Source organism: Rathayibacter sp. AY1D2 (assembly GCF_002932695.1).
Lineage (GTDB): Bacteria > Actinomycetota > Actinomycetes > Actinomycetales > Microbacteriaceae > Rathayibacter.
In genome coordinates, this window is the sequence record NZ_PSVX01000004.1 from 31,774 (window position 1) to 53,549 (window position 21,776).

Sequence of the window (21,776 nt, forward strand, 5' to 3'; positions counted from 1 at the left end):
CATGGCCCGCCCCGATGCGCCCCCGACGACGGTCGACTCCGACAGGGGCTCGGGCGCCCCCGCCGTGTCGCGCGCCATGCGGATCCTCGACCTCCTGGCCGACGCGGGCGGCCCGCGCACGCTGACGGACATCGCCCGCGAGCTCGGGATCGCCAAGTCGTCGACCTCGAACCTCTGCGCCGCACTCGAGGAGGGCCGGCTCATCCGCCGCGTCGGCTCCGGCTTCCTCCTCGGTCGGCGCACCGTCGAGCTCGGCAGCCACTACCTCGCCGGCTTCGACCCGGTGCGCGAGTTCTACCGGCTCTGCGAGGAGTCGCCGGTGCTCTCTCGTCAGCTGGTGCAGATCGCGCTGCTCGACGGCACGCGGGTCCTCTACCTGGCGGTGCACGAGGGGCGGGAGCGGTTCGCGCTGTCCGCGAGCGTCGGCGATCGGTACCCCGCCTCCGCCACGGCCGTCGGAACGGCGCTCCTGGCCGAGCTCGACGACAGCGAGATCGCCGAGCGCTTCGCCGACGACCGCGACATCGTCGTCTTCACCGACCGGTCCACGTCCTCGACCCGCGAGCTGCTCCGCAAGGTCGCCGCGGCGCGCGTGCGCGGCTACGCGATCGACGACGGCGAGCTGCACCCCAGCGTCCTGGGCGTCGCCGTCGCGGTCCCGGCCGCCACCCGCTCCGATCTCTCGGTCGCGGTCGGCGTCTCGCTGGTCCGGCCGGTCGCCGACGATCAGGAGGAGGTCGTCGCGGCCCTCCGCGAGGCCGCCGCGGCGCTCGGCCGCCCGCCCCTCGTCGCCGGAGCGCCCGCCTGACGCCTCGCCGTCCATTCCGTTGAATCCCGTTCACTGGGCTGTTACGCTCGGCCCATCCCGCCTCTGCGGGCCGGAGTGAGCGAGGCACCGTGGCGACCAGCAGAACGAGCAGCACGAGCAGCCGCACCGGCGTCGAGCCGAGGGGCGTCCGCTGATGCGCCTCGCGCGGATCCGGGCCGAGGACGGACCGGCCGTCGTCCTCCAGGTCGCGGGGGAGTGGCGCGAGATCGAGGACGCCTTCGCCGCGGAGCCGGTCGAGACGGGCCGCCGCTGGCCCGTCGAGGGCGCGCAGCTGCTGGCACCGGTGGAGCCCCGCGTCATCCTCGGCATGGCGCACAACGGCTCCGCGGCCGACCGGCTGCTGCCCCCGCAGGCCTTCCACAAGACCGCGCACACGCTGGCCGGGCCCGGCGATCCGATCGTCCTCGACGAGGGCATCGGCCCGGTGGTCGTCGAGGGCGAGCTCGCCCTGGTCATCGGCCGCACCGCGCGGCACCTCACGCCCGAGGACGCGCTCGCGCACGTGCTCGGAGCGACGGTCGCGAACGACGTCACCGCTCCGGGGATGATCGCCGCCGACGGCCTCTTCCTCCAGGGCAAGAACGGCGACGGCTGGACGCCGCTCGGACCGTGGATCGAGACCGGAGTCGACGTCGACGCGGTCGGCATCACGGTGAGCGTCGACGGGGAGGTGCGGGCCGTCTCCTCGACCGACCGCCTCGGCTGGCGCGCCGCCGAGATCCTGGTGCACCTCACCTCCCACCTCACGCTCCACCCGGGAGACGTCGTCCTCACCGGCTCGCCCGGCACGGCCGTCGAGGTCGGGCCCGGCCAGGAGGTGCTGATCGCCCTCGACGGGATCGGCGCGCTCGCGAGCCGCACCGTCGCGGGCCCTCCGCGCGCGGCGCCTCCGCAGCCCTGACACCCGCTCCGACCCTCTGGAGGAACCGTGCTCTTCGACCTGACCGACCGCGTGGCGCTCGTCACCGGATCCAGCCGCGGCATCGGCCGCGCCGTCGCCACCGGCCTCGCCGAGGCGGGCGCCACCGTCGTCCTGAACGGCCTCGACCCCGAGCGCCTCGAGGCCGCCCGCGCCGAGCTCGCGGAGCGGTTCCCCGGCACCGACGACCGCCCGCGGATCCACGCCCGCGCCTTCGACGTCACCGACGACGCGGCCGCCGAGGCGGGCGTCGCCTGGATCGAGGAGGCGGTGGGCCCGCTGCGCATCCTGGTCAACAACGCCGGCGTCCAGCACCGCGTGCCCCTGCTCGAGCTCGAGGTCGCCGACTGGGAGCGGGTGCTGCGCACGAACCTCACCAGCGCCTTCGTGGTCGGCCGGGCGGCGGCGAAGCGGATGATCCCGCGCGGCGCCGGGAAGATCGTCAACGTCGCCTCGGTGCAGGCCGATCTCGCGCGGCCGACGATCGCGCCCTACACCGCCTCGAAGGGCGGGATCCGCAATCTCACCCGCGCGATGACGGCGGAGTGGGCGCAGCACGGCATCCAGGTCAACGCGATCGCTCCGGGGTACATCCACACCGAGATGACGCAGGGCCTCGTCGACGACGTGGCGTTCAACAGCTGGATCCTCGGCCGCACGCCCGCCGCGCGCTGGGGCCGCGTCGAGGACCTGATCGGCCCCGCCGTCTGGCTCGCCTCCGACGGCTCGGACTACGTCAACGGGCAGGTCGTCTTCATCGACGGCGGCATGACCGTCGTCGTCTGAGCCACCCCTCGACCCACCGAACGGAACCCGCATGACCGCGCTCGTCCCCGCCTCCACCACCCGCGTCGTCGTCCACGCCGCCGGCGACCTCCGCGTCGAGGAGGCGCCGCTCGCGCCGCGCGGCCCCGGCGAGGCCCTCGTCGCCGTCGCGTACGGCGGGATCTGCGGCTCCGATCTGCACTACTGGACGCACGGCGCCGCGGGCGAGTCGATCCTCCGCGAGCCGCTGACGCTCGGCCACGAGGTGGTCGGCACGGTCGTCGAGGCAGCGGCGGACGGCTCGGGACCCCCGGTCGGCGCGGCCGTCGCCGTGCACCCCGCGACCGCTCGCGGCGAGTGGCCCGACGGGCGCCCCAACCTCGCGACCGAGGGCACCTATCTGGGCAGCGCCGCGCGGATGCCGCACACCCAGGGCGCGTTCGCCCGCCACGCGGTGCTGCCGGCGCGCATGCTCCGCGAGCTGCCCGCCGGTCTCGGGCTCCGGGAGGCGGCGCTCGTGGAGCCGGCGAGCGTCGCCTGGCACGCGGTGTCGCGCGCGGGGGAGGTGTCGGGACGGCGCGCGCTGGTGATCGGCAGCGGCCCGATCGGAGCGCTGATCGTCGCCGTGCTGAAGCGGGCGGGGGCGGCCGAGATCGTCGCCGTCGACCTGGCCGAGGAGCCCCTCGCGATCGCCCGGGCGGTCGGCGCGACCCGGACGATCCGCGCGACCGACGCCGACGCGATCGCCGAGGTCGCGGCCGACGTCGTCTTCGAGTCCTCGGGCAGCCCGCGCGGCCTCGCCTCGGCCGTCCGGGGCGCCGCCCGCGGCGGCACCGTCGTGATGGTGGGACTCCTCCCCTCGGGCGAGCAGCCGGCCCTGATCTCGCTCGCGATCACCCGGGAGCTGCGCCTGATCGGCTCCTTCCGCTTCGTCGACGAGATCGACGAGGTGCTGGCGGCGCTCGCCGACGGGAGCCTCGCGGTGGCGCCGGTGGTCACGCAGGTGCTGCCGCTGGAGCGCGCGCTCGAGGCCTTCGAGCTCGCCCGCGACGCCTCGCGCTCGAGCAAGGTGCTGCTCGACTTCACCCCGTGACGGGCGCTCGAGGCGCCTCCGGAGGGTCGGGATCGCCCGAGCGTTCGGGGTTCCCTCGGACGGCGGTGCCGCCGGAGCACTACCGTTGCACCATGGCGTCCACCGATACCCCCGATTCCGCCCCCGAAGCCGACACCGCTTCCGAGAGCGCCCCCACGCTCACCTTCTCCGACCTCGGTCTCTCCGACCCGGTCCTCAAGGCCCTCAAGGAGGTCGGCTACGAGACGCCCTCGGCCATCCAGGCCGCGACGATCCCGTCCCTCCTCTCCGGCCGCGACGTCCTCGGCGTCGCCCAGACCGGCACCGGCAAGACCGCGGCGTTCGCGCTGCCGATCCTCTCGCGCCTCGACGTCTCGCAGAAGACGCCGCAGGCCCTCGTGCTGGCTCCGACCCGCGAGCTCGCGCTGCAGGTCTGCGAGGCGTTCGAGCGCTACGCGTCCGGCCTCCGCGGCGTCCACGTCCTCCCCGTCTACGGCGGCCAGGGCTACGGCACCCAGCTCTCCGCGCTCCGCCGCGGCGTCCACGTCGTCGTCGGCACCCCCGGCCGCATCATGGACCACCTCGAGAAGGGCACCCTCGACCTCTCGCAGCTGAAGTTCCTGGTGCTCGACGAGGCCGACGAGATGCTCAAGATGGGCTTCGCGGAGGACGTCGAGACGATCCTCGCCGACACCCCCGTCGAGAAGCAGATCGCGCTGTTCTCGGCGACGATGCCCGCGCAGATCCGCCGCATCTCCGGCAAGTACCTGAAGGAGCCGGAGGAGATCACGGTCAAGAACAAGACCACGACCTCCGTCAACACCACGCAGCGCTACCTGATGGTGTCGTACCCGCAGAAGGTCGACGCCCTCACCCGCATCCTCGAGGTCGAGAACTTCGAGGGCATGATCGTGTTCGTCCGTACGAAGAGCGAGACGGAGACGCTGGCCGAGAAGCTGCGCGCCCGCGGCTACACCGCGGCGGCGATCAGCGGAGACGTGGCCCAGGCCCAGCGCGAGCGCACCGTCGAGCAGCTGAAGTCCGGCAAACTCGACATCCTCGTCGCGACCGATGTCGCCGCCCGCGGCCTCGACGTCGAGCGCATCAGCCACGTCGTCAACTACGACATCCCGATCGACACCGAGTCGTACGTCCACCGCATCGGCCGCACCGGTCGCGCGGGGCGCAGCGGAGCGGCGATCAGCTTCGTCACGCCGCGCGAGCGCCGCCTCCTCGCCGCCATCGAGAAGGCCACCCGCCAGCCGCTGACCGAGATGCGGATGCCGAGCGTCGAGGACGTCAACGTCACCCGCCTCTCGCGCTTCGACGACGCGATCACCGCGGCGCTCGCCGACACCGAGCGCCTGCAGCGCTTCCGCGACATCATCGGCCACTACGTCGAGCACCACGACGTGGTTGAGTCGGACGTCGCCGCCGCGCTGGCCATCGTCGCGCAGGGCGAGGAGCCGCTGCTGCTCTCGCCCGACGACCCCCGCTTCGCCCGTCGCGAGCGCGAGGACCGCGACTCCCGGCCCGACCGCGGCGACCGCCCCGAGCGCGGCGACCGCTTCGACCGCGGCGGCGACCGGGGCGAGCGTCCCGAGCGCCGTCAGCGCCCGGCGAACAGCAACCTCGCCTCGTACCGGATCGAGGTCGGCCGCCGCCAGCGCGTCGAGCCCCGCCAGATCGTGGGCGCGCTCGCGAACGAGGGCGGCCTCAACCGCGGCGACTTCGGGCACATCGACATCCGCCCGGACTTCTCGATCGTGGAGCTGCCGGCCGACCTGCCCCAGGACGTGCTCGACCGCCTCGCCGACACCCGCATCAGCGGCCAGCTGATCGAGCTGAAGCCGGACCGCCGTCCGAGCCGCGCCGGCGCCGACCGCGGCGGACGCCCCAGCGGCCCGAGCCGCTCGAGCGAGCGCCCGGAGCGCAAGCCGCGCTACTGACGGCTCCCGCCTCTGCGCACGGGCTTCCACGAGACGCCACTCCCGGTACAGCGACCCTTGCGTGTCGCGTACCGGAGTGGCGTCCCGCTTTCGTGCGGGGGCGGCCTCAGCGGCGCAGGACGCGCCGGGCCAGCACGTTGCCGAGCAGCTGTACCAGCTGCACGATCACGATGATCACGAGCACCGCGGCCCAGGTGACGACCGGCTCGAACTGCCGGTAGCCGTACTGGATCGCGAAGTTGCCGAGCCCGCCGGCGCCGATGTACCCGGCGACCGCCGACATGTCGATCACGGCGACGAACACGAACGTGTAGCCGAGGATCAGCGGACCGAGCGCCTCCGGCAGCAGCACCGTGCGGACGATCCGGAACCGGCTCGCTCCGACCGACCGCGCCGCCTCGATCACGCCGGGCTGCACGGTCAGCAGGTTCTGCTCCACGATCCGCCCGATGCCGAAGGCGGCGCCGAGCGAGAGGGTGAAGACGATCGCGTCCGTGCCGATGCCGGAGCCGACCACCAGCCGGGCCAGCGGCTGGGCCGCGGCGATGAAGATGATGAACGGGATCGGCCGGAACACGTTCACGATCACGTTGAGCAGTCCGTGGACCACCCGGTTCGCGTAGAGGGCGCCGCCGCGGGTGAGCGCGAGGCCCAGCCCGATCAGCAGTCCGCCGAGCCCGCCGAAGAGGAGGCTCAGCGCGACGATGTAGAGCGTCTCGCCGGTCGCCTGGACGAGCTTGGGCAGGAGCGGGATCAGCTCGTTCATCGGGGCACCTCCGTGAGGGCGACGCGTCCGCCGAGGCGGGCGAGGAGGGGGTCGACGACGCCGTCCGGCGCGTCGAGGGCGACCGTGAGGTGGCCGAAGGCCCGCCCGCGGACGTCGGTGATGCCGCCGTAGACGAGCTCGAGCGGCACGCCGGCGGCCGCGACCTCGGCGAAGACGTCGCCCTGGGAGGCGGAGTCGTCCGAGAACGAGAGCGTGACCATCCGGCCGCGGTGGCGCGCGCGCAGCACGGCCGCCTCCGCGGGCGAGGGCACCGAGCGGACGACCGTGGAGACGAAGCGGCGGGTGACCGGCTCGCGCGGGGCCGAGAACACGTCGAAGACGGGCCCGCGCTCCACGATGCGGCCCGACTCCATCACCGCGACCTTCGTCGCGAGCTGCTGGACCACGTCCATCTCGTGGGTGATCACGACGATGGTGACGCCCAGCTCCTCGTTGATGCGGCGGAGGAGGGCGAGCACCTCTCCGGTGGTGTCCGGGTCGAGCGCGCTGGTGGCCTCGTCGGCCAGCAGGATGCGCGGGGAGGCGGCGAGGGCGCGGGCGATGCCGACGCGCTGCTTCTGCCCGCCCGAGAGCTGCTCCGGGTGGCTGCGCGCCTTGTCGCTCAGGCCGACGAAGCGGAGCATCTCGTCGACGCGGGCGCGCTGCTCCGCCCGCGGGACGCCCGCGACCTGCAGCGGGTAGGCGACGTTCTGCCCCACGGTCTTCGAGCCGAACAGGTTGAACTGCTGGAAGATCATCCCGATCCCCAGGCGCAGCCGGCGCAGCTCGCGCTCGGGCAGGCCCACGGTCTCGCGGCCGTCGATCTCGATGCTGCCGCTGGTCGCGGGCTCGAGGGCGTTGACGAGGCGCGCGAGCGTGCTCTTGCCGGCGCCGGAGTAGCCGATCACGCCGTAGACGTCGCCCGCCTCGATCTCGAGGCTCACGCCGTCGACGGCCGCGGTCGGGGCGGCGCCGCGCCCTGCGCCGGGGTACACCTTGCGCACGTCGGTCATGCGGATGAGCGGCACGGGGCGCCCTTTCTGTTGCGGGGGAGGCGCGGGACCGCGCCGGTGGGGAGCTCCGCGAGCGGATAACCCGACCGGCGCGGTGCCGCGGGTGCCGGAGTCAGGAGGCGGCGGAGATGTCGGTCTCGGCGGACTCGAGCGAGGTCTCCAGCTCGGAGGCGGGGGTCTTCAGGAAGACCGCGGTGCCGCCGGACTGCTCCGAGACGCCGTCGAGCACGTCCTGGCTGTCCTGGTAGATCGAGACGAGCTTCGTGTAGGTCTCGTTCTCGGCGTCGTCGGCCCGGGCGGCGAAGATGTTCGTGTAGAGCAGGGAGGCGGGGTCGCTCGGGTCGTCCTGGGCGATCGCGTCCGAGGCCTTGAGGCCCGCGTTCTCGATGAAGTCGTTGTTGATGATCGCGGCGGCCACGTCCGGGAGCGACGTCGGGGTGAGGGAGGCCTCGAGCGCGGTGACCTCCACCTTCGAGGAGGACTCGACGTCGTCGACGTTCGAGAGCACTCCGCCGCCGTCCTTCAGCTCGACGAGCCCGGCCGACTGCAGCACCAGCAGCGCGCGCGCCTGATTGGTCTCGTCGTTGGGGATCGCGACGGTGGAACCGGCGGGGATGTCCGCGACGTCGTCGTACTGCGAGGAGTAGAGGCCGAGCGGGTAGATCGCGGTCGCGCCGATCGGCACGAGGTCGGCGTCGGCCGAGGTGTTGTACTGCGCCAGGTAGGCGATGTGCTGGAACTGGTTGAGGTCGATCTCGCCCTCGGTGAGGGCGGGGTTGGGCTGGTTGTAGTCGCTGAAGTCGACGATCTCGACGTCGATCCCGGCGTCGGCGGCGGCCTTCTCGTAGGTGGCCCAGTAGGGGTCGCTCGCGCCGACCACGCCGATGCGGACGGTGTCGTCGCCGCCGCCCGCGCCGGAGCAGCCGGCGAGGAGGAGGGCGGCGGAGGCGGCGATCGCGGAGGTCGCGAGGAGTCGGGTGCGCAGGGTCATGGCTGTGGGGATCCTTCCGTGGAGAGGATCCGGGCACTCGGCGCCGACCGAGCGGTGCTGGTCACCGCCGGCGCTGCGACCGGCCTCCGGTCGCTCGGCGCCGCGACTGCACGGATCCCGGGGATCACCTTACGAAGGCGTTCGGACCCGCGCGGAACCCGCGCGTAACACGGCGACTCGGAGGCAGCGGAGGTGCGCGCTCACCGCCTGAGCGCGCCGTCGCGGCCGCTCAGCGCGGGATCGCGCCGTGCCGCGCGCACGAGCTCTCGAGAGCGCTGGGGCTGCTGCTCAGCGCCTGACCGCGCCGCGCCGGGCGCTCAGCTCGCGAGCGCGCCGTCCTCGCCCGCCGACGCCTCGTGCTTGGCGATCCGCTTCGCGATCGCGTCCCGCTCGGCCCGGAGCGACGCGATGGTCGGCTTGTCCAGGCGGGGGTCGGCCAGGTCGGCGAAGGGGCTCGCGGCGCCGGTGCGCGCGGACACGAGCGCGGCGTACGCCTTCGTCGCGGCGCGGAGCTCGGCTCCCGCCCGTTCGACCTTCCGCGGCTTCGACTCCTTGTCCGAGACGAGTCGGGCGTGCTTGTCGAGGGCGTCTACCAGCGCGCGATGCGCGGCGTCAATCTTCTTGCTCATAGGCGCATTATGGCGCAGGATCGGCGCGCGGCGCCGAACGCGTTCCCGCACCCGCCCTCTGTCCCCCTCCGCGAGAGGCCGCTCGGGTACGCGACACGCAGGGGAGGCGTACCGGGGCGGCATCTCGCGGGGAGGGGTCGGGTCAGCGGGCGACCGGCGTGGAGACGGACGACGCGCCGGCGCTGGTGGCCACCGCGTCGAGGACGCGCTGCACGTCGAGGGCGTCGGCGAACGTGGGCGTGACGGGGGTACCGCCGGCTATCGCCTCGACGAGGTCGACGACCTGGTGGGTGAAGAGGTGCTCGTAGCCGATGCCGTGCCCGGTCGGCCACCAGGCCGACATGTACGGGTGCGCCGGCTCGGTGACCTGGATGCGCCGGAAGCCCTGCGCCTCCTCGGGGTCGCGGGCGTCGTAGTACTCGAGCTCGTTCATCCGCTCGAAGTCGAACGCGATCGAGCCGAGCTCGCCGTTCACCTCGATCCGGTTGGCGTTGCGGCGGCCGGTCGCGACGCGGGTCGCCTCGAAGACGCCCAGGGCGCCGCCCTCGAAGGAGGCGGTGAAGGCCGCGGCGTCGTCGACGGTCACGGCGCCGCGCGGGGCGTCGGCACCGGCGCGGCCGCCGAGGCCGACCTGCTCGCTGAGCACGGGGCGCTCGGTGGTGAAGGTGCGCAGCGTCGCCGAGACCGAAGTGATGCCGCGGCCGGTCAGCCACTGGGCGGTGTCGATGCTGTGCGCGCCGATGTCGCCGAGGGCGCCCGAGCCGGCGCGCTCCTTCTGCAGGCGCCAGGTCAGCGGCGCCTCGGAGTCGGACAGCCAGTCCTGCAGGTACTGGGCGCGCACGTGGCGGATGTCGCCGAGGCGGCCCTCCTCGATGAAGCGCTTCGCGAGGGCGAGGGCCGGGGTGCGGCGGTAGCTGAAGCCGCACATCGCCACCTTCCCGGAGGCGGCGGCCGCGGCGACCATCCGCTCCGCCTCCTCGACGGAGTTGGCGAGGGGCTTCTCGCACAGCACGTGCTTGCCGGCCTCGAGGGCCGCGATGGCGATCTCGGCGTGGGTGTCGCCCGGGGTGCAGATGTCGACGAGGTCGATGTCGTCGCGGGCGATGACGGCCCGCCAGTCGGTGGAGGCCTCGCTCCAGCCCAGCCGCTCGGCGCGCTCGGCGGTCGAGTCGGGGTTGCTCCCCACGAGCACGGCGAGCTCGGGGCGGAGAGGGAGGGGGAAGAAGCGGGAGGCGGTGCGCCAGGCGTGCGAGTGGGTGCGGCCCATGAAGGCGGTCCCCACCATCGCGACGCGCAGGGCTCGGTCGTTCGACATCGTCGTCCTTTCGTCGGCCGTACGACCCTGCCACGGGTCGGGGCGCGGGCGCTACCGCGCTCGGCGAGGCCGCCCCCGGGGCGACGCGCCCGGGCTGCACGGACATGAGCACGTTCATAGGGTTCGGAGAGCGCTCTATCACGGACGGAATGTCTCAACAGGCGCCGTCAGATGTCGCGTAATCCCGCGGATCCCAGCCCTGACGCGGTAGCAGGAAGCCCTCGGGGCGACTGGGCGATCACCCGAACCGCCTTCGAATCGGTTCAGAACTTTTGCTTGACCCGCGACGTAAGTGGAAGTAGCTTCATCCGCATGGTCACCGCAGACCCCCGCAGCACTGCTGCACAGCCTCTTCCCCGCACCTCCGACGAGTCTCAGCAGCTGCTTCTGCAGATGCGCGGCATCGTGAAGGTCTTCCCCGGCGCCCGTGCTCTCGACGGCGTCGACCTCGATGTCCGACCCGGTGAGGTGCACTGCCTCCTCGGCCAGAACGGCGCCGGCAAGTCCACCCTCATCAAGACCCTCGCCGGGGCCCACCAGCCCACCGAGGGCGAGGTCCTCGTCGACGGGAACGTCGTCACGATCCCGTCCCCGACGGCGGCCCTCGCCCTGGGCATCGCGACGATGTACCAGGAGCTCGACGTCGTCGACGGCCTCTCCGTCGCCGAGAACATCTTCCTCGGCCACGAGCTCTCCCGCGGCGGCTTCACCGCCCGGGCGAAGGCCACGAGGATCACCCGCGAGCTGATGGAGCGCCTCGGCCACTCCGAGATCTCGCCGAACCGCGAGGTCGGCACGCTCTCCGCCGCCGGCAAGCAGATCGTGCAGATGGCCCGCGCCCTCTCGCACGACGCGCGGGTCATCATCATGGACGAGCCCTCCGCGGTGCTCGACTCCGAGGAGGTGGAGAACCTCTTCCACGTGGTGCGCCAGCTCACCGCCTCCGGCGTCGCCATCGTCTACATCTCGCACCGCCTCGACGAGATCCGCGCCATCGGCGACCGGATCACCGTGATCAAGGACGGCGCCACCGTCGCGCAGAACCTCGCGGTCGCCGACACCCCCACCTCGCAGCTCATCACCCTGATGACCGGCCGCGCCGTCGAGTACGTCTTCCCGGACCGCCAGGAGCTCGACGTCGAGGCCGAGACGCTGCTGAAGGTCGAGAAGCTGGGCCTGCAGGGCTCCTTCTCGGACGTCTCCCTCGAGATCCGCGCCGGCGAGGTCGTCGGCCTCGCGGGGCTGGTCGGCTCCGGCCGCTCCGAGATCCTCGAGACCATCTACGGGGCGCGCCGCGCCAGCACCGGGACGGTCAGCGTGGCGGGCAAGCGCCTGCGCGCCGGATCCGTCACCTCGGCGGTCGACGCCGGTATCGGCCTCTGCCCGGAGGAGCGCAAGAGCCAGGGCCTGCTCCTGGACGAGCCGGTCTACCGCAACATCACCCTCTCGACCTTCGACCGCTTCGCCAAGCGCGGCTTCCTCGACGAGCGCTCCGAGCGCGCGGCGGCGGCCGAGCAGGCGGTCTCCCTCGACCTGCGGCCCTCCGGGGTCGACCGCGACGCCCGCACCCTCTCCGGAGGCAACCAGCAGAAGGCGCTCCTCGCCCGCTGGCTCGTGCGCGGCTGCCGCGTCCTGCTGCTCGACGAGCCGACCCGCGGGGTCGACGTCGGCGCACGGGCCGAGATCTACACCCTGATCAGGGACCTCGCGACCAACGGCGCCGCCGTGCTCGTGGTCTCCAGCGAGATCGGCGAGGTCCTCGGACTCTCCGACCGAGTGCTCGTGATCTCCGACGGCGCCGTGGTCCACGAGGGCCCGGCCGATTCGATCGACGAGCACCGCGTGCTCGATCTCGTCATGGAAGGAAGTGCAGCGTGAGCGGACAGCTCGACACCGCGTCGCCGTCGATCGGCGGTCCGCAGGAGGACGCCGCCCGTCACGTGTCGGCCGCGACGGGAGGCTCCTCCGGGGGCGTGCCCTCGAAGGACTCCCGCTCCGGGATGGCCCGCCTCATGCAGGGCTCCCTCGGCCGCAACGTCGGGCTGCTGCTCGCGCTGGTGATCCTCTGCATCGTCGGATTCGCGACCGCGGGGGAGCGCTTCGCCAGCGTCGACAACGTGCTCACGATCCTCCGCCTCGCCGCCGTCATCGGCGTGCTGAGCATCGGCATGACCTTCGTCATCACCTCCGGCGGCATCGACCTCTCGGTCGGCTCCGTGATGGGGCTCGCGACGGTCTGGGCGAGCACGGTCTCGACCCAGTACTATGCGGCCAACACCTCCTGGCTGGTGATCGTGCTCACCGCGGTCGTCGTCGGCCTCGTCTGCGGCCTGATTAACGGCGCGCTGATCGCCTACGGCCGGGTCGTCGCCTTCATGGCGACCCTGGCGATGCTCGTCGCCGCCCGCGGCTTCGCCGAGCTGATCTCGAACCGCCAGACGCAGGTCGTCACGGTCACGCCGTTCCTCGACTTCTTCCGCGCCGACGTGCTCGGCATCCCGGTGCTCGTGCTGATCTTCGTGGTCGTCGCCGTCGCCGGCTGGATCCTGCTCAACCGCACCACCTTCGGCCGCCGCACCATCGCGGTCGGCGGCAACCCCGAGGCGGCCCGCCTCGCCGGCATCAAGGTCCGCCGCCACACCATGTACGTCTACGGCCTCGCCGGGCTCACCGCCGGCATCGCCGCCGTCATGATGCTCGCCCGCACCACCGCCGGCAGCTCGACCAACGGCCTCCTCTACGAGCTCGACGCCATCGCGGCGGTCGTCGTCGGAGGCACGCTGCTGGCCGGCGGCCGCGGCACCATCGTCGGCACCGTGTTCGGCGTCCTCATCTTCACGACCCTGACCAACGTGTTCACGCAGAACAACATGTCGACCTCGACTCAGGCCGTCGCGAAGGGCGCGATCATCGTCGCAGCCGTCCTGCTGCAGCAGCGGTTCGCCGCCCGCGGCAGGAAGTCCTGACCCCGGGGCTCCGGCCCCGCTCCTCCACACACAGCAACCCACCCGACCACTCAGGTCACCTCTCCGCAGGACACGCGTGCCCTCGGACCCCTCGGATCGATCGAAGGAGATCACTTCCATGCCCGCACGCCCCTTCACCCGCAGCCGCCTCTCCCGCACCGCCCGACTCGGCTCGGCCGGCGTCGCCTTCGGCGCCGTCGCGCTGATGCTCACCGGCTGCATCTCGAACGCCCCGGTCGAGACCGGCAACGCCGCCTCGGGCGGGACCGCCGCCGCCGTGGCCGCCTCGGACAACGACGCCTCCGGCGACAACGTCGTCATCGGCTTCACCGCTCCCGCCGCCGACCACGGCTGGATGGGCGCGGTCAGCCGCGCCGCCATCGCCGAGGCCGAGAAGTACGACGACGTGGAGCTCCGCACCGCGGAGGGCACCAACGACGTCAACCTCCAGATCAGCCAGGTCGAGACCTTCATCAACGACGGCGTCGACGCGATCGTGCTCCTGCCGATCGACGGAGCGGCGCTCACGCAGGTCGCCACCCAGGCGATGGAGGCGGGCATCACCGTCATCAACGTGGACCGCGAGTTCTCCAGCCCCTTCGCCGCCCGGTCGACCATCCTCGGCGACAACTACGGCATGGGCGTCAGCGCCGGCACCTACATCTGCGAGGAGCTCGGCGACAACCCCGACGCCGTCGTCGCCGAGATCGCCGGCATCGACTCCCTCCCGCTGACCCAGGAGCGCAGCCAGGGCTTCTCGGACGCGCTCGAGGGCTGCGGACTCGACGTGGACAACCGCGTCGCCGCCGACTTCACCGTCCAGGGCGGAGAGCAGGCCGCGGCCAACCTCCTCCAGGCCGCGCCGAAGATCGACGCCATCTGGAACCACGACGACGACCAGGGCGTCGGCGTCCTCGCGGCGATCGACACCGCCGGACGCGACGAGTTCCTCTTCGTCGGCGGCGCCGGATCGGCCAACGTGATGCGCGCGATCGAGGCCGACGACTCCGTCGTCAAGGCCACGGTCGTCTACCCCTCGACCCAGGCCGCGGACGGCATCAAGCTCGCCCGCCTCGTCGAGCAGAACAAGTCGATGGCCGACACCAGCTCGCTCGGCGTCCCGCGCCAGATCCAGCTCTTCGCGCCGGTCGTCACCAAGGACAACGTCTCCGAGTACCTGCCCTCGGCCTTCGAGTCCTGATCGGCCCCACCAGCCCGGGTCGGCGCGGGAACCATCCCGCGCCGGCCCCCACCTCGGCGCCGCCCCGGGATCACTGACGACCCGCAGCGCAGCGCCACCGGCATCCGCGAGAGGAGGAGGAGTGCAAGACACCGGCCCCAGGGCCGGACAGGAGGAGACCGGATCCGCTCGGTCGTGCGGACAGCGACGGACCCGGCCTCTGCGATGAACACCTCATTGAAGGAATCACATCACGCATGAATGGTAAGCGATCCTCGAGAAGAAGCATCAGGCGTCTTCTCGCACTCGGCATCGCCGGGATGGTGACGGTCTCCGGACTCACCGCCCTCGGCCTGCCCGCCTCGGCCCACGACGGAGTGGACCACGGTTCCGAGGGCGGAGCATCCGCTCTCGACTGGAGCAACTACGAGAAGGTCCTGCTGACGAAGAACGTCGGCGAGCCCCTCGACCTGGCCGTCCTCCCGGACAAGTCGGTCCTCCACACCGCTCGGAACGGCGAGATCCGCCACACCGACCCCAAGACCGGCACCACCCGTGTCGTCAACACGATCCCCGTGTACCAGAACTCGGAGGACGGACTGCAGTCCGTCGGCATCGACCCCGACTTCGCCGAGAACAAGTGGGTCTACCTCGTCTACGCGCCCCCCGGGAACACCCCGACCGGCGCGGCCCCGAACATGCTGCCCGAGGGCGCGACCGACAGCTACTGGGACCAGTGGAAGGGCATCAACCGCCTCTCCCGGTTCAAGTGGACCGGCTCGGGCCTCGACCTCGCGAGCGAGCAGAAGATCATCGACATCGAGACCCAGCGCGGGCAGTGCTGCCACGTGGGTGCCGACTTCGACTGGGACGCCGACGGCAACCTGTACCTCTCCACCGGCGACAACACGCCGGCGAGCGCTCCGGGTGCCGCGGGCTTCGCGCCGAACAACGACGCGCCCCGCATGAACCCGGGCTTCGACTCGCGTCGCGGCGCCGGCAACACGAACGACCTCCGCGGCAAGATCCTCCGGATCACCGTGCAGGAGGACGGCTCGTACACGATCCCCGAGGGCAACCTCTTCCCGGTGGGAACCGAGAAGACCCGCCCCGAGATCTTCGTGATGGGCGTCCGCAACCCGTTCAAGATCGACGTCGACGCCGAGACGAACACCCTCTCCTGGGGCGACTACGGCCCCGACGCCACGAAGGCCGCTGCGGCCGACGGCGTCCGCGGCCCGATGGGCCTCGTCGAGTGGAACGCGACCGGACTGGACGAGCCGCACAACTCCGGCTGGCCCTACGTCCACGGACCCAACGCGCCGTACAACGAGTGGAACTTCGAGACGTCGACGCCCCGCGGCTTCTTCGATCCGGAGAACCTGAAGAACAACTCGCGCTGGAACACCGGCCTCGTCGACATCCCGGACGCCAAGGCGGCGACCGTCTACTACGGCGACAACCCCGGCGACCAGCCGTTCGACGAGCTCGTCAACTTCGGGACCAGCACCGGCCAGGGCCCCATGGGCGGACCGGTGTACCACTTCGACGCGGACAACACCTCGACGTCGAAGTTCCCGGAGTACTGGGACAAGAAGACCTTCTTCGGCGAGTTCTCGCAGGACTACATCGCGGCGTTCACGCTCGATGAGGACCGCGCGGTCACGCACATCGAGGACTTCCTCCCCAACGCGGCGCTCAGCCAGGCCGCGCAGCCGATCCACGACAACCCGATGGACATGGAGTTCGGCCCCGACGGGTCGATGTACGTGATCGAGTACGGCGACGGATTCTTCCGCGCCAACCCCGACGCGGGCCTGTACCGGATCGACTACGCCGAGGGCAACAAGGCGCCGCAGGCCCGCTTCACCGCGACCCCCCTGTCCGCCTCGCAGACCCCGCTCGAGGTCACGTTCGACGCCAAGGGATCGACCGACCCCGAGGGCGACGCGCTCACCTACGACTGGGACTTCGACGGCGACGGCACCTTCGACGCCACCGGAGTGACCGTCAAGAAGACCTACACCGAGCTCGGACAGTTCACGGCCCGTCTGCGCGTCACCGACGCCAAGGGCAAGTTCAGCCTGACCTCGCGGGTCATCTCGGTCGGCAACCAGGCGCCGCAGATCCAGATCCAGACGCCCGGCAACGGCTCGTTCTTCAGCTGGGGCGACGCGATCCCCTACCAGGTGACCGGCAAGGACGCTGAGGACGGCGACCAGATCGTCAGCAGCCGCGTGGGCTGGACCTACGGCCTCGGCCACGACGAGCACGCCCACCCCGAGGTCACCGGCACCGGTGCCAAGGGAGCGTTCCCGACGTCCAAGGACTCGCCCGAGCACGGCCCCGGCGCGCTGCTGTACGGCACCGTCGTCGTGACCTACACGGACGGCGGCTTCAACGGCCTGCCCCCGGCTGCGGCCGAGGCGACGCTGCGGCTGAACCCGAAGACGCAGGAGGCGGAGCACGCCGCCCGTGAGGGCGTCCTGCCCTACGCGGACACCACCGCCAGCGGCGGCAACGCCGTCAGCGGACTCGGTGCGGGATCCTTCCTGCGCTGGGACCCGGTGAACTTCGCCAACCTGACCGGCGTCGTGGTCCGCGCCACCGGTGAGGGCACCGTCGACCTCCGCTGGAACGCCGCCGACGCAGCGCCCTTCGGAACGGCGACCATCCCCGCGGGAGCCGGCTGGAAGGACGTCCTCGTCCCCTTCGGCACCAACGTCCCCCGCGGCACCGGCTCGCTCTACGTGACCTCGCCCAGCGGCCTGTCGCTCGACTCCCTCACCTTCCAGGGTGTCGGCGCCGGTGACAAGACGGCTCCGACCGTCGCGGCGACCCTCGACCCGGCAGCGCCTGCGGGCGTCGGCGGCGTCTACAACAAGCCCGTGACCCTCGGCCTCACCGCCACGGACAACGGAGCGCTCTCCACCGTCCAGTACTCCGCCGACAACGGCACGACGTGGACCACGGTCCGCGCCGTCAACGGCGCGTACACGGTCCCGTTCACCACGAACGGCGCCCGGACGATCCAGTACCGCGCCACCGACACCGGCGGCAACGTCTCGGCGGTCGGCACGGTGAAGTTCACGATCGACCTGGCCGCGGCGAACGCCCCGACCGCCGCGTCGACCACAACCGTGGCGCTCTCGGCTCCCCGCGTGACCTTCGGGGCACCGGGCGAGGCGACCGTCACGGTCACCGGTCAGGGTGGGAACCCCGGCGGAGAGGTCGTCCTCTACGAGGGCGCCACCGAGCTGGGCCGCGCGACGCTGAAGGACGGCAAGGCGACCTTCGCCCTGCCGAAGACCCTCGGCGCCGGCACCCACACCCTCCGTGCGGCGTACGGCTCGGACGCCACCTTCAAGGCCTCGGAGGGCACCGCCCGCCTGATCGTCTCGAAGGCCGCTTCGGAGCTCACCGCGACCGTCTCGCCCAACCCGGTCAAGCCGGGCGCCAGCGCGCAGGTCACGGTCGACGCGAAGTCCTCGACGGGTGTCGCCGGCACCGGTCAGGTGAGCGTGATGGTGAAGAGGAACCTCTCCACCGTCGCGATGCTCACCGGGACCCTCGACGAGAACGGGCACGTCGTGGTGACGCTCCCGAAGCTCGCGGCGGGCAGCTACAAGCTGACCGTCACCCACACCGCCACGGCGGACACCAACGCCGCGTCGGCGCTGCTGAACCTCACCGTCCAGCAGTAGCCCCCGCGCAGGGGCCGGCCGGCTCGACCGGGCCGGCCGGCCCCCCACCCCCTGCACCATCTGCCATTTCGAAGGAGAAATGATGCACCACCACCACGCATCCATCGCGGCCAAGCCGATGAGCCGGCGCTCGCTGATGACGGCCCTGGCCGCATCGACCGTCGCGGTCGGCGTCGGAGCGGGAGCCCTCGCGGCACCCGCCACGGCCGCCCCCGCGCCCTCGTCCGGATCCACGCGCCTGGTCCCGATCAACCGCATCGGCATCCAGCTCTTCAGCGTCCGCGACAAGGTCTCGTCGCTCGGCTTCCGGGCCGTCTTCGAGGAGCTCGGCCGCATCGGCTACAGCGAGATCGAGTTCGCCGGGTACACCCAGGGCAACGTCGGAGCGATCACCCCGCAGCAGATCCGCCAGCTGCTCGACGACAACGGCCTCCGCGCCGTCGGCTCGCACGTCGGCACCAACCTCCTCCGCTCGGAGCTGGGCAAGCAGATCGAGATCGCGCAGATCCTCGGCACGCCGCACCTCGGCACCGGCAACGCGCCCACCAACGTCAACACCAAGGCGGGCTACCTCGCCGCGGCGGAGGAGTGGAACAAGTGGGGCCAGCAGGTCTCGGCCGCGGGCATGAAGCTCTACCAGCACAACCACGCCGGTGAGTTCGGGTTCGCCACGGACGACCCCAAGACCCGCCTGTACGACCTCTTCTACGACAACACCGACCCGCGTCACGTGTACCTCGAGATGGACGTCTACTGGGCGTACGTCGGCAAGAAGCTCTACCCGGGCTTCGAGCCGCTCGACTACATCAAGCGCAACCCGCGCCGCTACCCGATCCTGCACCTCAAGGACGGCAAGACGAACAACGCCAACACCAACGGCTACGACATCGTCGAGTTCGGCGCGGGCAACCTGCCCTACCAGGCGTTCCTCTCGGAGCTGCGCGACCGCGGCCAGCGCTTCGGCGTCTGGGAGCAGGACACCGCTCCCACGCTGGCGACGCCGCCGAGCACGGGGAACTCCCTCGAGGCCGCTTCCCGCAGCTACTCCGCGATCGCTGCGCTCCGTGGCTGAGCGCACCCCGCGCCGCGCGCGCCGCACCGACAGCACCATCACCAGCACGACGCGCACGAGCGCACCGAGGAGAACCCCCATGAAGTGGAAGACGCCCACGGCGGTCCTCGCGGCCGCCTCCCTCGCGATGGTCGCCGCACCGTCCGCCTTCGCGGCGACGACGGACTGCACCACCGAGCTCGGGAACCAGACGATCACCGGAGATCTCAACGTCGGCGCGGGCCAGACCTGCGTGCTCGGCAACGTGACCGTCACCGGCAACGTCATCGTCGGCGACGACGCCTGGCTGGACGCCACCTCGGCGACCATCGGCGGCGACGTCATCGGCACCGACGCGTACGGCATCTCGATCGACGGCACCAGCGTCGGCGGAGACGTCGTGTCGTTCTCGGACGGCAGCCGCAACGGCTTCCTCTACCTGCGCGACCTCACGGTCGGCGGCATGGTCGAGGCCGGCGGGATCGACGTCGAGTTCAGCGACCTCTCGGTCGACGGCTCGGTCAGCACCGACGCGGCGAACTACGTCGACGTCGACCGCACCAGCGTCGGCGGCGACGCCACCTTCGCCGGCAGCGACTTCGGCGTGAACGTGCAGGGCGCCGTCGTCGGCGGCTCGCTCGCCGTCACCGGCTCCTCGCGCGGCGTCCTCCTGGGCGCGAACGAGGACGGCTCGGCCTCGGCCCTCGGCAACACGGTGGGCGGGAACCTCACGCTCTCGGGCAACTCCGGCAACGTCCAGCTCGCGGGCTCGACGGTCGGCGGGCGCATCGCGCTCGCCGACAACGCGCCGGCGGTCAACTTCGGCGCGGGCAACACCGCCGCCGGAGTCGACGGCACCTTCACGGGAACGGCGGCGGGCGCTGCGGCGGCCGGCGACCAGGCCGTGGCCGTCATCGTCCCCGAGGCCAACAAGGGCGAGCTGACCTGGACGCTCGAGGGCACCAGCAACCTGGTGAACCTCGGCGTCGCCGAGGAGCAGGGCGACCACTTCGCCGCCTCCGGTGAGCTCGTGCCGGTCCGCGTGACCGACACCCGCCTCAACGGCCCGGCCTGGTCGGTCACCGGCCAGCTGAGCGACTTCCGCTCCGGCGAGAAGACGTTCTCGGGCAAGCACCTCGGCTGGACCCCCGAGGTCCTGGAGAACACGGGCGGTGCCGTCGCCGGCGCAGCCGTCCCCTCCGGGTTCGACTCGGGCAACGGCCTCGCCACGCCCCGCGTCCTCGGCTCCGCCGCGGCGCAGCACCCGACCGGATCCTCGGTCCTGGGCGCCGACCTCGACCTGAAGCTCCCGCTCTCGGTCGGAACCGGCACCTACACCGCGACGCTGACGCTCACCGCGCTCGGCTAGCACCGGTGGGGCGACCTCCGGGCCGCCCCACCCTCCCCCCGTCTCCCCGCGAGACGCCACTCCGGTCCGCCCCGCTCGGCGTGCCGCGTACCGGAGCGGCGTCCCGCGGGGAGGCATCCCCCCTTGCAACGGAAGCCTGATCGATGTCGCTCATGCCACGCACCTCCCGCACCACCGCCGCCCTGCTGCTGATGACGCTCCTCGCAGCCGGCGGCCTCTCGGCTCAGGCGGGTGCCCAGGAGGCGGACCCCGCCTCCACGCCGGTCACCTGGGGGGTGCGCCCCGCCGACACCGAGCAGGGCAGCGAGCGGCCGAACTACGCTTACGCCCTCGATCCCGGCGGACGCCTCAGCGACGCCCTGATCGTCTCCAACTACGACGACGAGGAGCAGACGTTCCGCGTCTACGGCTCCGACGGCTTCATCACCGAGGCCGGCCAGCTCGACCTGCTCCCCGCCGCGGAGCCCTCGACGCAGCTCGGCAGCTGGATCGCGTTCCCCGAGCCCGAGGTCACCGTGCCCGCCGGCGAGAGCGTGCAGGTCCCGTTCGAGGTCGTCGTCCCCGACGACGTGACCCCGGGCGACTACGCCGCGGGCGTCGTCTCCTCGATCCTGGTGCAGGGCGAGACCGGAGTCTCGGTCGACCGGCGCCTGGGCTCGCGCATGTACCTCCGCGTCGGCGGCGAGCTCGCCCCGCGCCTGTCGATCGACGGCCTCGCCGTCTCGTACGAGGGCGGCTGGAACCCCTTCGCCCCCGGCTCCGCGACCGTCGACTACACCGTGACCAACGCGGGCAACACCCGCATCGCGCCGGGCGCCGAGATCAGCGTCGCCGGCCTCTTCGGCCTCGCGCCGGTGTCCGCGACCGACCCGGAGCCGCTGCCCGAGCTCCTCCCCGGAACCTCCGTCTCGCGCACCGTGACGGTCGCCGGAGTCTGGCCGCTCTTCGTCGCGACCGCCCGCGCCGCGCTCTCGGGCACCGTCGTCACCGCCGACCAGGCCGCGCAGGCCGACTCCGCCGTCGTCGTCCCCGACGTGCCGGTCGCCACCGCCGAAACCTCGGCCGCGGCCGTGCCGTGGAGCGCCGTGCTCCTCCTCGCCCTGCTCATCGGGCTCATCGTGCTGACCGTCGTCCGCCGCCGCCGCCGGGCCGCGGGGGAGCAGGCGCGCATCGACGCCGCCGTCGCCGCCGCTCTCGGCGCCCAGCCGGAGGACGCCGACCGCGCGGAGGTCCGCTCCTGACCGGGTGCGGCCGACGC

Annotated in this window: 17 protein-coding genes; 12 read left to right on the forward strand and 5 right to left on the reverse strand. The window is 72.2% G+C overall.

Annotation, left to right across the window (positions count from 1 at the left end):
* Nucleotide 1: 1 nt before the first annotated feature.
* The 5 genes from C5D04_RS01735 to C5D04_RS01755 all read left to right on the forward strand — a co-directional run bounded on the left by C5D04_RS01735 (nt 2) and on the right by C5D04_RS01755 (nt 5,534).
* Nucleotides 2–808 (forward strand): IclR family transcriptional regulator, encoded by an 807-nt coding sequence (locus C5D04_RS01735; RefSeq protein ID WP_104237937.1) that lies wholly within the window; start codon nt 2–4, stop codon nt 806–808.
* 154 nt (nt 809–962) lie between these two features.
* The gene (locus C5D04_RS01740) at nt 963–1,730 is read left to right on the forward strand and encodes a fumarylacetoacetate hydrolase family protein (RefSeq protein ID WP_104296006.1); all 768 of its coding nucleotides are present in this window, start codon (nt 963–965) and stop codon (nt 1,728–1,730) included.
* Between the two features lie 27 nt (nt 1,731–1,757).
* Nucleotides 1,758–2,534, forward strand: coding sequence for an SDR family oxidoreductase (locus C5D04_RS01745; RefSeq protein ID WP_104257860.1), 777 nt, complete (start codon nt 1,758–1,760; stop codon nt 2,532–2,534).
* Nucleotides 2,535–2,565: 31 nt separating this feature from the next.
* Complete coding sequence (locus C5D04_RS01750) at nt 2,566–3,606, forward strand: L-idonate 5-dehydrogenase (RefSeq protein ID WP_104347122.1); 1,041 nt, start codon at nt 2,566–2,568, stop codon at nt 3,604–3,606.
* Nucleotides 3,607–3,698: 92 nt separating this feature from the next.
* Entirely contained in the window at nt 3,699–5,534 is a 1,836-nt protein-coding gene (locus tag C5D04_RS01755; protein WP_104222455.1) for a DEAD/DEAH box helicase, read from the forward strand.
* Between the two features lie 106 nt (nt 5,535–5,640).
* Here the strand turns inward: C5D04_RS01755 and C5D04_RS01760 are convergent, their stop codons facing one another.
* The 5 genes from C5D04_RS01760 to C5D04_RS01780 all read right to left on the reverse strand — a co-directional run bounded on the left by C5D04_RS01760 (nt 5,641) and on the right by C5D04_RS01780 (nt 10,248).
* Nucleotides 5,641–6,300: a methionine ABC transporter permease gene (locus C5D04_RS01760; RefSeq protein WP_104233527.1), complete on the reverse strand. Its 660-nt coding sequence runs from the start codon at nt 6,298–6,300 to the stop codon at nt 5,641–5,643.
* Nucleotides 6,297–7,328, reverse strand: coding sequence for a methionine ABC transporter ATP-binding protein (locus C5D04_RS01765; protein ID WP_258068813.1), 1,032 nt, complete (start codon nt 7,326–7,328; stop codon nt 6,297–6,299). The genes C5D04_RS01760 and C5D04_RS01765 overlap by 4 nt, the downstream gene beginning before the upstream one ends.
* 97 nt (nt 7,329–7,425) lie before the next feature.
* Nucleotides 7,426–8,304 (reverse strand): MetQ/NlpA family ABC transporter substrate-binding protein, encoded by an 879-nt coding sequence (locus C5D04_RS01770; RefSeq protein WP_104237943.1) that lies wholly within the window; start codon nt 8,302–8,304, stop codon nt 7,426–7,428.
* Between the two features lie 317 nt (nt 8,305–8,621).
* Nucleotides 8,622–8,933 (reverse strand): hypothetical protein, encoded by a 312-nt coding sequence (locus C5D04_RS01775; protein ID WP_104233529.1) that lies wholly within the window; start codon nt 8,931–8,933, stop codon nt 8,622–8,624.
* Nucleotides 8,934–9,075: 142 nt separating this feature from the next.
* Complete coding sequence (locus C5D04_RS01780) at nt 9,076–10,248, reverse strand: Gfo/Idh/MocA family protein (protein ID WP_104335832.1); 1,173 nt, start codon at nt 10,246–10,248, stop codon at nt 9,076–9,078.
* A 393-nt stretch (nt 10,249–10,641) separates the two neighbouring features.
* On the opposite strand from C5D04_RS01780, the gene C5D04_RS01785 reads away from it, so the two are divergent.
* From C5D04_RS01785 to C5D04_RS01815, 7 genes are all read left to right on the forward strand, one after another.
* Nucleotides 10,642–12,126: a sugar ABC transporter ATP-binding protein gene (locus C5D04_RS01785; protein WP_219815001.1), complete on the forward strand. Its 1,485-nt coding sequence runs from the start codon at nt 10,642–10,644 to the stop codon at nt 12,124–12,126.
* 122 nt (nt 12,127–12,248) lie between these two features.
* Complete coding sequence (locus C5D04_RS01790; RefSeq protein WP_104222491.1) at nt 12,249–13,214, forward strand: ABC transporter permease; 966 nt, start codon at nt 12,249–12,251, stop codon at nt 13,212–13,214.
* A gap of 118 nt (nt 13,215–13,332) precedes the next feature.
* Entirely contained in the window at nt 13,333–14,415 is a 1,083-nt protein-coding gene (locus tag C5D04_RS01795; RefSeq protein ID WP_104222461.1) for a substrate-binding domain-containing protein, read from the forward strand.
* 236 nt (nt 14,416–14,651) lie between these two features.
* Complete coding sequence (locus C5D04_RS01800) at nt 14,652–18,098, forward strand: PQQ-dependent sugar dehydrogenase (protein WP_146083623.1); 3,447 nt, start codon at nt 14,652–14,654, stop codon at nt 18,096–18,098.
* An 82-nt stretch (nt 18,099–18,180) separates the two neighbouring features.
* Nucleotides 18,181–19,170: a sugar phosphate isomerase/epimerase gene (locus C5D04_RS01805; RefSeq protein ID WP_258068814.1), complete on the forward strand. Its 990-nt coding sequence runs from the start codon at nt 18,181–18,183 to the stop codon at nt 19,168–19,170.
* A 79-nt stretch (nt 19,171–19,249) separates the two neighbouring features.
* Nucleotides 19,250–20,518 carry a hypothetical protein gene (locus C5D04_RS01810; protein WP_104347124.1) on the forward strand — a complete coding sequence of 423 codons (1,269 nt, stop codon included), beginning with the start codon at nt 19,250–19,252 and terminating at the stop codon, nt 20,516–20,518.
* Between the two features lie 152 nt (nt 20,519–20,670).
* The gene (locus C5D04_RS01815; protein ID WP_146076959.1) at nt 20,671–21,759 is read left to right on the forward strand and encodes a hypothetical protein; all 1,089 of its coding nucleotides are present in this window, start codon (nt 20,671–20,673) and stop codon (nt 21,757–21,759) included.
* Nucleotides 21,760–21,776: the final 17 nt, after the last annotated feature.

Excerpts from the sequence above, each read along its gene's own strand:
- C5D04_RS01735 (WP_104237937.1), top strand. The coding sequence starts at position 2 with ATGGCCCGCCCCGATGCGCCCCCGACGACGGTCGACTCCGACAGGGGC.
- C5D04_RS01740 (WP_104296006.1), top strand. The coding sequence starts at position 963 with ATGCGCCTCGCGCGGATCCGGGCCGAGGACGGACCGGCCGTCGTCCTC.
- C5D04_RS01750 (WP_104347122.1), top strand. The coding sequence starts at position 2,566 with ATGACCGCGCTCGTCCCCGCCTCCACCACCCGCGTCGTCGTCCACGCC.
- C5D04_RS01755 (WP_104222455.1), top strand. The coding sequence starts at position 3,699 with ATGGCGTCCACCGATACCCCCGATTCCGCCCCCGAAGCCGACACCGCT.
- C5D04_RS01760 (WP_104233527.1), bottom strand. The coding sequence starts at position 6,300 with ATGAACGAGCTGATCCCGCTCCTGCCCAAGCTCGTCCAGGCGACCGGC.
- C5D04_RS01770 (WP_104237943.1), bottom strand. The coding sequence starts at position 8,304 with ATGACCCTGCGCACCCGACTCCTCGCGACCTCCGCGATCGCCGCCTCC.
- C5D04_RS01775 (WP_104233529.1), bottom strand. The coding sequence starts at position 8,933 with ATGAGCAAGAAGATTGACGCCGCGCATCGCGCGCTGGTAGACGCCCTC.
- C5D04_RS01780 (WP_104335832.1), bottom strand. The coding sequence starts at position 10,248 with ATGTCGAACGACCGAGCCCTGCGCGTCGCGATGGTGGGGACCGCCTTC.
- C5D04_RS01785 (WP_219815001.1), top strand. The coding sequence starts at position 10,642 with ATGCGCGGCATCGTGAAGGTCTTCCCCGGCGCCCGTGCTCTCGACGGC.
- C5D04_RS01790 (WP_104222491.1), top strand. The coding sequence starts at position 12,249 with ATGGCCCGCCTCATGCAGGGCTCCCTCGGCCGCAACGTCGGGCTGCTG.
- C5D04_RS01795 (WP_104222461.1), top strand. The coding sequence starts at position 13,333 with ATGCCCGCACGCCCCTTCACCCGCAGCCGCCTCTCCCGCACCGCCCGA.
- C5D04_RS01800 (WP_146083623.1), top strand. The coding sequence starts at position 14,652 with ATGAATGGTAAGCGATCCTCGAGAAGAAGCATCAGGCGTCTTCTCGCA.
- C5D04_RS01805 (WP_258068814.1), top strand. The coding sequence starts at position 18,181 with ATGCACCACCACCACGCATCCATCGCGGCCAAGCCGATGAGCCGGCGC.
- C5D04_RS01810 (WP_104347124.1), top strand. The coding sequence starts at position 19,250 with ATGAAGTGGAAGACGCCCACGGCGGTCCTCGCGGCCGCCTCCCTCGCG.
- C5D04_RS01815 (WP_146076959.1), top strand. The coding sequence starts at position 20,671 with ATGCCACGCACCTCCCGCACCACCGCCGCCCTGCTGCTGATGACGCTC.